The following is a 15,124-nucleotide window of genomic DNA, read 5'->3' on the forward strand; positions in this document are numbered from 1 at the left end:
TATTAAGAAGTTTAAAGCACCCTAATTTAATAATTAGGGTGCTTTTTTATTTGCAAAGAGTCTTTCAATTTTTTGTACTTTTCAAATATGAAATTCTTACTATACGCTTTCCTATTTTCAACGCTATATGTACATAGCCAAGCTACTATTAAGGTTACTTTAGAGAAATCGCAACCGCTTAAAGTATCCTCTTTAATCGATGCCGATGCGTTGGAAACCCTTTATTTTATTAATCAGAACGAATTTTCTAAACAAACTACCAAACACACTTTACATTACACCAACCTACAATTAGGCAATATACACACGGTTAATACATTTAACCCTTTACGCTTGAACTTGTTCTATCAGAATTTTAATACAATTATTATTTTGGATAATCGTCTAGCCGAAATTTTCAAAATAGATTTTAATACCATTGCACCATACAGAAACCCCTCACATGTTTCTACCGGATACGATACCACTTTGTGGTTATTTAACGATAACACACAGCAATTAGAGCTTTTCGACTATAAAACTAATACTTTAAGAGCCTCTACAACACCTGTAAATGCTGAAGTTTTAGATATTGCAAGTAATTATAATTGGTGCTGGTTATTGACTAACGAATATATTTATCAATTTAATTACGTAGGTTCTTTAGTGCAAAAAATTAAAAATGAAGGTTTTACCAAATTAGATGAAAGCAACGAGAATATAGTGCTTCAGAAAAAAGATGAATTATTTTATTTAAAGAAAGGCACCACAAACTTCCTTAAAATAGAACTACCAGATTTATTAATAAAACAGTTTTTGCTTACCAATGAAACCTTGTATATTTACGACCTGAAAACTCTGAATCAATTCCATTTAAAAACAATTTAAATTATGCACGTAGCAATAGCCGGAAATATTGGCGCTGGAAAAACAACGCTAACTAAATTACTTGCTAAACATTTTAAATGGGAAGCTCAATTAGAAGATGTTGTAGACAACCCGTATTTAGACGATTTTTACAACCAGATGGAACGTTGGAGTTTTAATCTGCAAGTGTACTTTTTAAATAGCCGTTTCAGACAAGTGCTTCAGATTAGAGAAAGCGGAAAAGATATTGTTCAGGACCGAACAATTTATGAAGATGCTCATATTTTCGCTCCTAACTTACACGCTATGGGCTTAATGACCAATCGTGATTTTGAGAACTACCGCTCGCTTTTCGATTTAATGGAATCTGTAGTTCAAGGTCCTGATTTATTAATTTATTTAAGAAGTTCTATTCCAAATTTAGTTGGACAGATTCAAAAACGTGGTCGCGATTACGAAAACTCTATAAGCATAGACTACTTAAGTCGATTAAACGAACGCTACGAAGCTTGGATTCATGGCTACAATAAAGGAAAACTTTTAATCATTGATGTAGACAATTTAGATTTTGTAGATAACCCAGAAGATTTAGGTTACGTAATTAACAGAATTGATGCCGAAATAAACGGTTTATTCTAACGTATTACTGAATAAACCCACTCTCTCTAGCATGGTCTATAGCTTCCTTGCTAGAATTGACTAATAAAGCTGGAGTTGTTTTATACGATTCAAAAATACCTTTTACACGTAGCATTTTTTCTTTATGATCTACAGATCTTAAATAGATAGCTAAGATACGCTTAGGAAATAATTCTGCAATTTCTATGTAAATATCTGCGTCGTGCTCTCCACTATCTCCAATAAGAATAAAATTTAGGTCGGGATACATTTTAAGGATATTTATAATTTCCTTTTGTTTTTCAGGCTTCTCACTTGCTTTTTTCCTTTTGAAAATACTATTCATACTTCGCAACAAAATTGGCCCTTTGGGAAAATTGTTGGTCTTCAAAAAAAACTCTAGGTAGCGATATAAATTCCACGGACTATGACTAACATAAAAAATAGGATTTGCATTGACCCCCGAACGTCCTTTATGTAACATATGATAAAATTCGGCAGCACCTTCTAAAGGAATACGTTTAAAGGCTCCTTTAAAAAAGGTATTTATTAGCACTCTCCATTTTAAGAATGATGCAACACCAGTATGAATTATAGTATCGTCTATATCACTAATTACTCCAAATGCAACAGACTTAGAAGGAATTAAAATTTCGGCAGGAAAACGATTATCGTTGGTTATTTTCCGCTTAATATTCACATCATTGTAAGACGCGACAATTTGCAACCAGCCTTCATCATTTGTTAAGTCTTGTAAATTATCAAACGTTTCTTCCGATTTAAAATAACCATGAGCATCGGTTTTCACCTTCACGACCTTATCATTTGGCAACCGCAAATTTAGCTCGATATGTTTAACCTCATCACTTTCAAATCGTTTATACGTATTTATTAAAAGTTTAAACAACCCTTTTTGTTGCAAATCTATAGTTTCATCTTCTAGAGCTCGACCGCGCAAATAAAAATGCGTATTGGTTCCATAGCTCTGAAATGCAATAATTTGTAACGGATCTTTTTTGAACATATTTAATTATAAAAACTTAGTGTAAAAATACCGGATTATTACCGAACCTTAAATTATAATCCATTAAAAAAACCGTCTAAAAATCACTTTCTAGACGGTTTTTTAATAACTAAATTAATTTTCTATTTTTTACGAATGAATTGATTTACATCTTCCCCTTCATAAATTATTGTTTCAACGACTTCTTTTCCATCTACGGTTTTAAAAGTAGTTACTTCTGCGATTTTTTCTCCTGCTTCATCAATATGAATTTGAACCTCTTTTCTAACGTCTTGAATTAGTTCTGTCGGAGCTCCAATATTACTTTGGTTATAATCTGCAATATTATCTGATGTTAAAGCAATACTTGGTGCAATAACTAGGGCTACAACCGACATTAATTTTAATAAGATATTTAAAGATGGTCCTGACGTATCTTTAAACGGATCTCCAACGGTGTCTCCTACCACGGCAGCTTTATGTGCATCTGTTCCTTTTCTACCTTGCTCTTCTATGGTCTTTTTAGCATTATCCCATGCTCCACCAGCGTTAGATTGAAAGATAGCCATTAGCACACCACACGACGTCACTCCGGCAAGTAATCCTCCTAACATTTCGGCACCACCAATAAAACCAACAGCAACAGGAACTGCTATAGCTAATAATCCTGGCAACACCATTTCTCTAATTGACGCTTTGGTTGAAATATCGATACATTTTCCGTAATCTGCGACACCATCTGCTTTATCAAAAATAGCACGATCTTCTACTGAAGCTTTGGTCATATCTGAATCGTACTTACGCATAACGCCTAAAGCGGCTTTTAGCTCAGGAATATCTCTAAACTGTCTGCGTACTTCTTCTATCATTGCCATAGCCGCACGTCCCACAGCATTCATAGACAACGCAGAGAATACAAAAGGTAACATGGCTCCAACTAAAAGTCCTGCCATAATACTTGGATGAGACACGTCTATAGCAATTACATTTGCCGTTTTCATAAAGGCTGCAAAAAGCGCTAAAGCTGTTAAGGCTGCAGACGCAATAGCAAAACCTTTTCCTACTGCTGCAGTCGTATTACCTACGGCATCTAATTTATCTGTACGTTCACGTACTTCTTTTGGTAATTCTGCCATTTCTGCGATACCACCGGCATTATCGCAAATAGGTCCATAGGCATCTACAGCTAATTGAATTCCTGTATTCGCTAACATTCCTACCGCTGCAATAGCGATTCCATATAAACCTGCATAATAGTGTGAAATAATAATCGCTGCCGCAATTAATAAAATTGGAATTGCAGTAGACATCATACCAACACCTAAACCTGCAATAATATTTGTAGCAGAACCTGTTTCAGATTGTTTTACTATAGACATTACTGGCTTTTTACCAGTAGCTGTATAATACTCTGTGATTTTACCAACACCAAGACCAGCAACTAAACCGGCAACAGTAGCCATAAAAACACCCCAAGCTCCAAAAGGTAAACCTTGAACCGTCTCTGGAATTAATGAACTAATTATAAAATAAGACGCTATTACCATTAAGCCTGCAGAACCAAACTCTCCAATATTTAATGCCGTTTGTGGATTTCCACCATCTTTTACTTTTACGAAGAATGTTCCTAGTATAGACATTACAATACCTACAGCTCCAAGAACTAGTGGTAAATATACTGCGCCTAAACCATCGAATTCAGGAGTGATAATAAAAGCTCCTAATACCATAGTACCAATAATAGAACCAACATACGATTCGAATAAATCGGCTCCCATACCTGCAACGTCACCAACATTGTCTCCCACATTATCTGCAATAGTAGCAGGGTTTAACGGGTGATCTTCAGGAATACCTGCTTCTACTTTACCAACTAAATCTGCACCAACATCTGCCGCCTTAGTGTAAATACCTCCACCAACACGGGCAAATAAGGCTATGGAAGATGCTCCCAACGAAAATCCTGAAAGTACGTTTAATACCATAGATAGGTTTTCGGCACCTGGCCACATGTTCTGGTACAACATAAATAAACCACTTAAACCTAAGATACCTAAACCAACAACTCCTAGTCCCATTACAGCACCTCCGGCAAAGGCAACTTCTAATGCCCTTCCTAGCGATGTTCTTGCTGCCTGTGTTGTTCTTACATTGGCTTTGGTTGCGACTTTCATCCCAATGAATCCAGCTAAAGCAGAACAAATAGCTCCTACTATAAAAGATAAAGCTACCATACCACTAGATCCAACCTCAGAAACACCTTTAAAGTATAACAGCACGGCTACAGCGGCCACAAAAACGGCTAAAACCTTATATTCTGCTTTTAAAAATGCCATAGCACCATCTGCTATGTTTTTGGCAATACGTGACATTTTCTCGTCACCTACTTCCTGTTTAGATACCCAACCACTTTTGAGAAAAACAAAAATTAATGCGAGAATCCCAAATATTGGTAAAAATTTTACTAAATATTCCATATTTCAATAATAATTTATAAAAGTTAGTTAATTATGTAACTATAAATTTACCAAAATAATGGATACAAAAAAACCACATTTGTCATGTTTAAATGTGGTTTTTGATATATTTTAAAAAAAATATTTAGATTTTAAAATCTCCGCGCTCTTTATGCTCGCTTTCGTTATAACGATCCACACATTCGTGGTATACTTTTAAAGCAGCAACAGCATCACTCCATCCACCTGTGTCTACTTTCTTTTCTTCTAAATCTTTATAAACTTGGAAAAAGTGCTCAATTTCTTTTAAACGGTGTGGGTTTAAATCTGATATATCGTTTTTGTTATTCCAAATAGGATCTGAAACAGGAACACAAATAATTTTCTCATCCGGTCCTTTTTCATCGGTCATATGGAATACTCCAATTGGTCTCACTTCCATTACCGTCATTGGGTAAGTTGGCTGATGTCCTAGTACAAGTACATCTAATGGATCTTTATCTAATGCTAAAGTTTCTGGAATAAAACCATAATCTCCTGGATACATCATAGAAGAAAATAGCATTCTATCGAATCTGATTTTATGTAATTTAAAATCATATTCGTATTTATTCCTACTTCCTTTAGGAATTTCTATTAATACATCAAAAGTTTCGTGTTTTTCTGGACTCATATTAACTATGTTTAGTGTAGGTAAATGTACTGAACCCTACAATTATAGGCAACCTAAAAATGAATTGATTTTTATATAATCAGAATTAAACCATTCAAAAATGATAATTCCTACAATTTAAAGCCGTTAAATTAAAAATAGAATCCAAAAGTACCTGTAACACCAAAATTACGGGCGTCTGGGTTTTCTAAGTAATTTCCTCTAAAGTTAAAATCTATTCTAAAAACTTTAAAGATATTTCCTATTCCAAAACTGTATTCATAATACACTTTATCGCTAGGTGCACGGTACGGCACATCTGATGCGCTCAAAGCTATATTTTCATCAGAAATTTCTCCCCAAACTCCTCTTAAACCTACAATTTCTCTAAGATTTAATTTACGAAGTAAAGGAATTCTAGAGAATAATCTTCCGTTAAAATTATGCTCCATATGTGCAGACACATAAGTATCTGTAATAAATTCGTAATAGTTTAATTGTGAAAAGGTGTTGTATATAGAAAAATAAGCTTGGTTCCCAGGCACCACACTTAATAAGCCTAGTGGCACTTCCCCAAACGTTTTTCCAGCCTCGACAGTAGTTAACAATCTTCCAAAGCCGCCAACCTGCCAGGGCTGCGTATAAGAAAACTGCACTTTGGTATAGTCGAAATCACTTTTTAACAAGTTTTTCTCGCCATGACTTACTTGTGCAAACAGAGTTGCAAAGTCATTATTGGCTCTTGCACGCTCTACACCATACCCCGTCATGCGCCTATTAGGAAAATAAGTAACCGAAAGCGCTGTTTCGAATTGCTTTATTTCTGAAGCCACTTCGGTATACGTATCATCTATATAATAATCTAAATTAAAAGCATCTGAAGCCGAACTCAAGGTTCTAAAATCGGCTCCTAACCTAAAGACTACATTCTTTATTGGTTCCAATTCGAAGGCCAAACTAGTCAGTTCAATATTCGATAATTTATCATTAGTTCCTTTTGCAAATAATGCCGACGACGCTAAACTACGCCCTAGCACATCTGTAGATGTTGTTAAACTTGCACCAATTTGTTCAATATCTTTTCTATGTCCTCCAGAGATTATAAATCGGTTTTCTTTATTAATTAACCATTTTCCGGAAATTCCATACTTTATTTTTTCATCTCTAAAACCATAAGCTCCAAAACCTTCTAAACGCCAAGGATCGTTTGCGCCAAAATAGGTTCTTCCTCCTCCTCGAATTCGCAACCCTTCAACTTCATTATATCCAAAGGTTGAAAAAATAGGACCGTAATCCATGTTTAACTGATCTAACTCGACATACCCTGAAGCCAAAATGGTTCCGGCACTATACAAGCGTTTAAATTTCTTTACGGTTTGTAAAGTATCGAGCATTTTATAAACCCCTTTTTCGTCTTTACTTAAGGTTTCTTGCCTATTAGCCTCCCAAAACTCATCGTCTCGATTATAGGTGTCTTCGTTATACTCGAACACCTCTTCGTTATAAAATTCTTCTGCACGTGGTTTATCGAACACGTAATTATCGTAAAGCGTGGTACGTTTCCCGTAGACTCCTCGGGCTTTTTCCTTTTTCTTAAAGGCAAAATCCGACATAAAATAGTCGCGTTTTATAAGAAATATAGAATCGTTTAAAACATCAAATTCCTGCTCTATATAAATTTCTTTTACCCAATTTATATTCGCACTTTTTGAGGCTTGCATGTTTATTTTTTTAATAGCAAACGTAGAATCGTTCACCCAAAAATCGCCTTTAAAGGTTAGCTCATTTTTACGACGCGGATAATAAATAATATTATAACACCATTTATTATCGATAAAGGCACTATCGGACAAGACGTAATTATATACATTTATTCCCGTTTTAGATAGCGGACTTACAAAACTCTTATCGAAGAATTTAAGATAGTTTTCGTAAACATCGTACTGAGAATACAGGTCTTTAATAAAATCTAAAATGAATTGATTATTACTAAAACCTGACATTTTATTTCCTTTTAAAACATCGCGTTCTTTAGAAGTTACATTGTTACCATATACTTTACTTGATGATTCGTTAACAAAAATGGGTAAGTATGTTTTTCCGGTAACATTAGAGGTATCTACAGATTCAAAGATAAATTCCATACCCTTAAAAATTCTGCTTTTCATTAAAGAACTGTCTATGGTATTTAAATCGAATTCAATTTTTTCATACTTCTGGTATTCATATTGATCGAATTTCTGGAGTCCATTTCTCCGTTTGTGTTCCCATATTTTTCTTAAAATATCTATTGCGGGATTATTTTTTTTAGGTTGTTTTCCGGTTACAATAACCACTTCGTCTAACTGTGCAGTTTCTTCTTCTAAAACAACTTTTAGGTTGTAATTAGCTTTTTTAGATAATGGAACATCTTGGGTGATATAGCCAATAAAAGAAATGGAAAGGGTATCCCAATCGGAATCGGATTCCATGTAGAATTTACCATCCTCGTTGGTAATGGTTCCTTGAGAGGAACCTTTAAATATAACGTTAGCATAAGCTACCGGTTCGTTATTTATGTCGTAGACGTTACCACTAACTTTTGTCTGAGCTAGTATGGATAAACATCCGAGGAGGAAAAATGTGAGGCTAAGTCTTAAATTCATAGTTAAAAAAAAACTTCACCAGCAATTAATCATGTTGATGAAGTTTTAATTATGCAATATAATGCAACTTATTTCTTATACATTACCTTTTTGACAGCTTTAACAACTTCGTCGCTATTAGGTAACCATTCTGCCAATAATACTGGCGAATAAGGTGCAGGAGTATCTGCAGTATTTATTTTTATAATTGGTGCATCTAAGTAATCGAATGCTTTTTCTTGCACTTGGTATGTAATCTCTGTAGATACATTTCCAAATGGCCAAGCTTCTTCTAAGATTACCAATCTATTTGTTTTCTTAACAGATGTTATAATAGCATCTATATCTAACGGACGTACCGTACGTAAATCGATAATTTCACAAGAAATTCCATCTTTAGCTAACTCGTCTGCAGCAGTGTAGGCTTCTTTAATAATTTTACCAAAAGAAACGATAGTAACATCTGTTCCTTCACGTTTAATATCGGCAACACCAATTGGTAGAACATATTCTCCATCTGGCACTTCACCTTTATCACCGTACATTTGTTCACTCTCCATAAAAATTACTGGATCGTCATCACGGATAGCCGCTTTTAAAAGCCCTTTAGCATCGTATACATTAGAAGGTACAATGACTTTTAAACCTGGAGTATTAGCAAACCAGCTTTCGAAAGCTTGAGAGTGTGTTGCTCCTAATTGTCCTGCAGAACCTGTTGGTCCTCTAAATACGATTGGACATTTAAATTGTCCACCAGACATTTGTCTGATTTTAGCCGCATTGTTTATAATTTGATCAATTCCAACTAACGAAAAGTTGAAGGTCATATATTCTACAATTGGCCTGTTACCAGTCATAGTAGAACCTACAGCTATACCTGCAAAACCTAATTCTGCAATAGGTGTATCGATAACACGTTTTGCACCAAACTCGTCTAACATTCCTTTTGATGCTTTGTATGCACCGTTGTATTCAGCAACTTCTTCACCCATTAAGTAAATGCTCTCATCTCTGCGCATTTCCTCACTCATGGCTTCACAAATCGCTTCTCTGAATTGAATTGTTCTCATGTATCATGTTTTATAAGACCACAAAAATAACAATAAATGCAAAACTTTCGATAAAAGAATTCTTATTAATTTATTAAATTGAAAATAAAATTCGCAAAAGCACTTACACTGTGTTTCAAAAATCAAAATTGCCCCGTGCATTTACTCGATTCCCATCCCTTTTTCTCTTCTTTTTTAAACAATAAACAGTTAAAATATATAAATACAATTTATACAAAAGCCACTTTTGTCCTAGCTCTCTAATTGTAAGAATAGATTACGAAAATCAAAGAAATCTGCGAGCATATTTTATATACCTTAACATGTGCTTGGTGCTATAAAACCCATAAATATTATTGGAGTAACTAAAGACTTCTAACTTTATAAATTGTAATTAAAGAAAGTCGTAATTAAATATTATACACGTTATAAACAATTCTGTAATAACATATTTGCTAATTACAAGCTCTAAATTCCACATTTAGCAATTTTTAACTCTTTTTTTTACATTTTTACTATGCACGCATAGTAAAATTAAAATAAAATTCAATAACTTCGTAACCAAATAAAACTATACTTAATATATAATAACAAATAAATATTATGAAAATATTAGTGTGTATAAGTCACGTTCCAGATACGACATCAAAAATAAATTTTGCAGAAGGAGATACTAAATTCGACACCAGTGGTGTACAATTTATAATTAACCCAAACGACGAGTACGGTTTAACACGAGCCATGTGGTTTAAAGAAAAGCAAGGCGCTAGTGTAGACGTTGTTAATGTTGGCGGACCTGAAACCGAACCCACTTTACGCAAAGCCTTAGCACTTGGTGCAGATGGCGCTATTCGCGTTAATACACCTGCTTTAGACGGTTATGCTGTTGCAGAACAGTTAGCAAAAGTAGCAAAAGACGGTGCCTACGATTTGGTTATTGCTGGTCGTGAATCTATAGATTATAACGGTGGTATGGTTCCAGGAATGATTGCGGGATTAATAGACGCTAATTTTGTAAACACTTGTATTAGCCTAGAAATTGATGGTACTAATGTAAAAGCTATTCGTGAAATTGATGGCGGAAAAGAAACCGTATCCACATCTTTACCTTTAGTTATAGGTGCACAAAAAGGATTAGTTGAAGAAAGCGATTTACGTATTCCTAATATGAGAGGAATTATGATGGCGCGTAAAAAACCATTAACTATTCTTGAACCTATAGAAGCTTCTACTGAAACTGTTTCTGTGAAATTTGAAAAACCAACCCCTAAAGGAGCTGTTACTTTAATATCTCCAGATAATTTAGACGAGTTAGTTAATTTACTTCACAACGAAGCTAAAGTCATTTAATCACATTTCAATACCACAAAGAATTTTTTCTATTGAAATTTAAAATCAAAACATTATGTCAGTATTAGTATATACAGAATCAGAACAAGGTAAATTTAAGAAAGTTGCTTTCGAAGTAGCATCTTACGCCAGAGCTGTTGCCGACCAATTAGGAACGTCGGTTACTGCAGTTTCTATTAATGCAGAAGATCCTTCAGTTTTAGGAACCTACGGTGTCAGTAAAGTATTAAATATTACCGATGAAAAATTAAGCGCATTTAATGCAAAATCTTATGCCAACGTTATTAACCAAGCAGCCGATGAACAAGGATCTAAAGTTGTTGTTGTAAGTTCTAGCGCAGATAGTAAATATTTAGCACCATTATTAGCAATCGCTTTAAAAGCAGGTTACGCTTCTAATGTTGTTGCTGCACCTTCAAGTGTTTCTCCTTTTACAGTAAAACGTACAGCTTTTACCAATAAAGCATTCAATGAAACAAGCATAAGTACAGATATTAAATTAATTGGAGTCTCTAAAAATGCTTTCGGAATACAGGAAAATGAAACAGAGGCCGAAGTTACTAGCTATTCTCCATCTATTCCTGAAAACGGCGTACATGTAGAATCTGTAGATAAAGCCACAGATAAAGTAACTATCGCAGATGCAGAAATTGTAGTTTCTGGAGGTCGCGGATTAAAAGGACCTGAAAACTGGGGTATGATTGAAGATCTTGCCGAAGTTCTAGGTGGCGCAACAGCATGTTCTAAACCCGTATCAGATTTAGGTTGGAGACCACACGGTGAGCATGTTGGACAAACAGGAAAACCTGTCGCATCTAATTTATATATTGCTATAGGAATTTCTGGAGCCATTCAGCATTTAGCAGGTATTAACGCTTCTAAAGTAAAATTAGTAATTAACACAGACCCAGAAGCTCCTTTCTTTAAAGCTGCAGACTACGGAGTGGTTGGTGATGCTTTTGAAGTTGTACCAGCACTAATCGAAAAATTAAAAGCGTTTAAAGCACAAAACGCATAAATTTTATTAACTTGTTACTACAATCAAAGACTGTTTAAAAGACTCCTACCCTTCAAATTTCACTTAAAATTTAAAGGAGTTCGCCTATTTTCATTTTCTAATTTTAACAAAAAACTAGAAATAGGTTTGGTAAAGTCCTAATTTAAACAGTCTTTTGTGTTTTTAAATTATGAGTTTAGTTAGACTTAATATAAAAGGTATTTCATACAGCCAGACGCAAAATGGCGCTTACGCTTTAATACTCAATGAGGTAGACGGCGACCGCAAATTGCCAATCGTTATTGGAGCATTCGAAGCACAATCTATTGCCATAGCTCTTGAGAAAGAGATAAGGCCTCCACGCCCATTAACCCACGACTTATTTAAGAATTTTTCCGACAGATTTGACATTACTGTTAAGCAAGTCATTATTCACAAACTGGTAGATGGCGTGTTCTATTCTAGCTTAATTTGCGAGCGCGATAAAATTGAAGAAATAATAGATGCACGAACAAGCGATGCCATTGCCTTGGCTTTACGTTTCCAAGCCCCTATTTTTACTTATAAAAACATTTTGGATAAAGCAGGTATTTACTTAAAAGTGAATCCTGAAAAAGAAAATGAAGCATCCGATAATGATGATGTTTTAGTTGAAGATTTGATTGCTGAAGAACATGAACAACCATCTGCTCAAGATGTTTATAAAAGTAAAACTTTAGACGAATTGAATCAATTATTAACAGAAGCAGTCATGAATGAAGATTATGAAAAAGCTGTTAAAATTCGAGATGAAATTTCGAAACGTTAAAGTCCATTTATATATATGAAACAATTTTTATTTGCCATTGCTTTTATTTTTTCCGGATTGTTTATAAGCGCTCAGGCACAAAGCATAGAAAAACTATGGCAGCTCGAACAGCTTGAAAGCACAACTAAAGATTCCACACAAACGGCAAATAAAACTTTAGAATCTCTAAACCTAGAAGACGGAGAATTCGATATTACATTTAAAGATCAGGATTCAATAACGGCTAGCGGAAATTATATGCTACAGAATAATCTATTGGTCTTTTATTATAATACGCCTAGAGATGATATTCAGCATTACAAAATTTCAGAATTAACAGATTCTACCTTAGTGTTTTCAGAATTAGAAAACACCTATTCCTTTAAAACCTCACTTGCTGTATCTCCGAGTGCCATTGCCACTGCAAAAACAGATTCTATAATTCCTAGTCAAGGTTTTTCTACAAGTAGTTTACTTCGTGGTTTACTTGGTATGCTTGTTTTATTAGTTATATGCTACTTATTAAGTACCAATAGAAAAGCTATAAACTGGAAAACCATTGGAGCCGGACTTAGCGCACAGGCTATACTCGCTATTGGTGTTTTAAAAATTGAATTTGTTCAGGATGCTTTCGAATTTGTTGGTAAAATATTTGTCAAAATTCTTGAATTTACCCAAGCTGGAAGTCAGTTTTTATTAGGAGATATGATGAATGTTGATAGCTTTGGTTTTATTTTTGTCTTCCAAATTTTACCAACCATAATATTCTTTTCAGCCTTAACATCTGTATTATTTTACCTAGGTGTCATTCAAATAGTAGTAAAAGGAATGGCATGGGTATTAACAAAATTACTTGGTATTTCTGGAGCAGAGAGTTTAAGTGTTGCAGGTAATATATTCCTAGGTCAGACCGAAGCACCTTTAATGATTAAAGCGTACTTAGAACGTATGACCAAATCGGAAATACTCCTCGTTATGGTGGGTGGTATGGCTACCGTTGCAGGTGGAGTTTTAGCGGCTTATATCGGATTTTTAGGAGGTGAAGACCAAGCCTTGAAAATATTTTACGCCAAACACTTGTTAACGGCCTCTGTTATGGCGGCTCCTGGTGCGATTGTAATTTCTAAAATGCTATATCCGCAACAAGAAAAAATTAACTCCGAAATTGAAGTCTCTCAAGAAAATATAGGATCAAATATATTAGATGCCATAGCCAACGGAACCACAGAAGGTTTAAAACTTGCTGCTAATGTTGGAGCCATGTTATTAGTTTTTGTAGCCTTTATTGCTATGATAAATTACGGTTTTGGTAAAATAGGATTAATTGGTGGATTGAATGCATGGATTGCAGAAAACACACCTTACAATGCTTTCTCTTTAGAGTTTATATTAGGCTATCTTTTCTCTCCTTTAATGTGGATTATTGGTGTTGCAAAACAAGATATGGCACTTATGGGACAATTGTTAGGTATTAAACTTGCGGCTAGTGAATTTGTAGGTTACATCCAGTTAGCTGAGCTTAAAAATATTGCAAATCCGATTCACTTTAAATACGAAAAATCCATTATTATGGCTACTTATATGTTATGTGGATTTGCCAATTTTGCTTCTATAGGAATTCAGATTGGTGGCATTGGCTCTTTAGCACCTGGACAACGTAAAACCCTATCAGAATTTGGAATTCGTGCTTTAATAGGAGGGACAATTGCATCGTTATTATCGGCTACTATTGCAGGTATGATTATTGGGTAAAAGCGCTCTATTATACTGTGGACATATCTCTGTAAAAGAGGAAAACCGACAAACTATTTATAATTTAGATTTAGATTACTTCTATAATAAAGCATCCTTTTATTAATTTTGTAATTATTAATATTTCTTCCCTATTGGGAAGACGGAAGATGGGCTTATGAAACAATATTTAGACCTTATAAACCACGTTTTAAAAACAGGAAACGAAAAGGGAGACCGCACAGGAACGGGAACAAAGAGTGTATTTGGATATCAGATGCGATTTGATTTAAGTGAAGGTTTTCCAATGGTTACAACCAAAAAACTTCATTTAAAGTCCATTATACACGAGTTACTTTGGTTTTTAAAAGGAGATACTAACACCAATTATTTAACCGAAAACGGGGTCAAGATCTGGAATGAATGGGCCGATGAAAATGGAGATTTGGGGCCTGTATACGGACACCAATGGCGCAATTGGAACAATGATGAAATTGACCAAATTAAGGAAATTGTTGAAACCTTAAAATCCAATCCAAATAGCAGACGCATGCTGGTCTCGGCTTGGAATCCTTCGGTACTTCCAGACAACTCAAAATCGTTTAGCGAGAATGTTGCCAATGGTAAAGCTGCATTGCCACCTTGCCATGCTTTTTTTCAGTTTTACGTTGCAGATGGTAAATTATCGTGCCAATTATATCAACGTAGCGCAGATATCTTCTTAGGCGTACCATTTAACATTGCTTCCTATGCCTTATTTACTATGATGATGGCACAAGTATGCGGATACCAAGCAGGAGAATTTATTCACACCTTTGGAGATGCACATATTTACAGTAACCATTTTGATCAGGTTAAGTTGCAATTAAGCAGAAGTCCTAAACCGCTACCCAAAATGATATTAAATCCTGAGGTAAAAGACATCTTCGATTTTAAATTCGAAGACTTTAGTTTAATCGATTATGATCCGCACCCACATATAAAAGGTGCAGTCGCTATATAAAAAAAAGT

At 34.7% G+C, this 15,124-nt stretch carries 12 protein-coding genes; 7 read left to right on the forward strand and 5 right to left on the reverse strand.

The genetic code is table 11. The features are described 5' to 3' along the window. Positions 1-87 precede the first annotated feature (87 nt). The gene (locus ACKC83_RS03065; protein WP_434036992.1) at positions 88-867 is read left to right on the forward strand and encodes a hypothetical protein; all 780 of its coding nucleotides are present in this window, start codon (positions 88-90) and stop codon (positions 865-867) included. A 3-nt stretch (positions 868-870) separates the two neighbouring features. Next, entirely contained in the window at positions 871-1,485 is a 615-nt protein-coding gene (locus tag ACKC83_RS03070) for a deoxynucleoside kinase (RefSeq protein WP_382382557.1), read from the forward strand. 4 nt (positions 1,486-1,489) lie between these two features. On the opposite strand, the gene ACKC83_RS03075 is transcribed toward ACKC83_RS03070, so the two are convergent. The 5 genes from ACKC83_RS03075 to ACKC83_RS03095 all read right to left on the reverse strand — a co-directional run bounded on the left by ACKC83_RS03075 (position 1,490) and on the right by ACKC83_RS03095 (position 9,269). Continuing rightward, the gene (locus ACKC83_RS03075; protein WP_434036993.1) at positions 1,490-2,488 is read right to left on the reverse strand and encodes an App1 family protein; all 999 of its coding nucleotides are present in this window, start codon (positions 2,486-2,488) and stop codon (positions 1,490-1,492) included. 122 nt (positions 2,489-2,610) lie between these two features. Then, the gene (locus ACKC83_RS03080; protein WP_434036994.1) at positions 2,611-4,944 is read right to left on the reverse strand and encodes a sodium-translocating pyrophosphatase; all 2,334 of its coding nucleotides are present in this window, start codon (positions 4,942-4,944) and stop codon (positions 2,611-2,613) included. Positions 4,945-5,068: 124 nt separating this feature from the next. Beyond that, positions 5,069-5,596, reverse strand: a complete 528-nt coding sequence (locus ACKC83_RS03085) for an inorganic diphosphatase (protein WP_414036664.1) — start codon at positions 5,594-5,596, stop codon at positions 5,069-5,071. A gap of 131 nt (positions 5,597-5,727) precedes the next feature. Then, positions 5,728-8,220 (reverse strand): DUF5686 family protein, encoded by a 2,493-nt coding sequence (locus tag ACKC83_RS03090; RefSeq protein ID WP_414036663.1) that lies wholly within the window; start codon positions 8,218-8,220, stop codon positions 5,728-5,730. Between the two features lie 68 nt (positions 8,221-8,288). Beyond that, entirely contained in the window at positions 8,289-9,269 is a 981-nt protein-coding gene (locus ACKC83_RS03095; RefSeq protein ID WP_414036662.1) for a pyruvate dehydrogenase complex E1 component subunit beta, read from the reverse strand. 582 nt (positions 9,270-9,851) lie between these two features. Here ACKC83_RS03095 and ACKC83_RS03100 point away from each other — a divergent pair. The 5 genes from ACKC83_RS03100 to ACKC83_RS03120 all read left to right on the forward strand — a co-directional run bounded on the left by ACKC83_RS03100 (position 9,852) and on the right by ACKC83_RS03120 (position 15,116). After that, positions 9,852-10,598 carry an electron transfer flavoprotein subunit beta/FixA family protein gene (locus ACKC83_RS03100; RefSeq protein ID WP_434036995.1) on the forward strand — a complete coding sequence of 249 codons (747 nt, stop codon included), beginning with the start codon at positions 9,852-9,854 and terminating at the stop codon, positions 10,596-10,598. Positions 10,599-10,653: 55 nt separating this feature from the next. Further along, a complete protein-coding gene (locus ACKC83_RS03105) occupies positions 10,654-11,616 on the forward strand; it encodes an electron transfer flavoprotein subunit alpha/FixB family protein (RefSeq protein WP_434036996.1) in 963 nt (320 codons plus the stop codon). Positions 11,617-11,785: 169 nt separating this feature from the next. Next, entirely contained in the window at positions 11,786-12,403 is a 618-nt protein-coding gene (locus ACKC83_RS03110) for a bifunctional nuclease family protein (protein ID WP_414036659.1), read from the forward strand. Positions 12,404-12,418: 15 nt separating this feature from the next. After that, positions 12,419-14,134: a NupC/NupG family nucleoside CNT transporter gene (locus tag ACKC83_RS03115; protein WP_434036997.1), complete on the forward strand. Its 1,716-nt coding sequence runs from the start codon at positions 12,419-12,421 to the stop codon at positions 14,132-14,134. A 157-nt stretch (positions 14,135-14,291) separates the two neighbouring features. Further along, positions 14,292-15,116 carry a thymidylate synthase gene (locus tag ACKC83_RS03120; RefSeq protein WP_434036998.1) on the forward strand — a complete coding sequence of 275 codons (825 nt, stop codon included), beginning with the start codon at positions 14,292-14,294 and terminating at the stop codon, positions 15,114-15,116. The last annotated feature ends 8 nt before the right edge of the window (positions 15,117-15,124 follow it).

It is taken from the genome of Formosa bonchosmolovskayae (genome assembly GCF_051016085.1).
GTDB lineage: Bacteria > Bacteroidota > Bacteroidia > Flavobacteriales > Flavobacteriaceae > Formosa.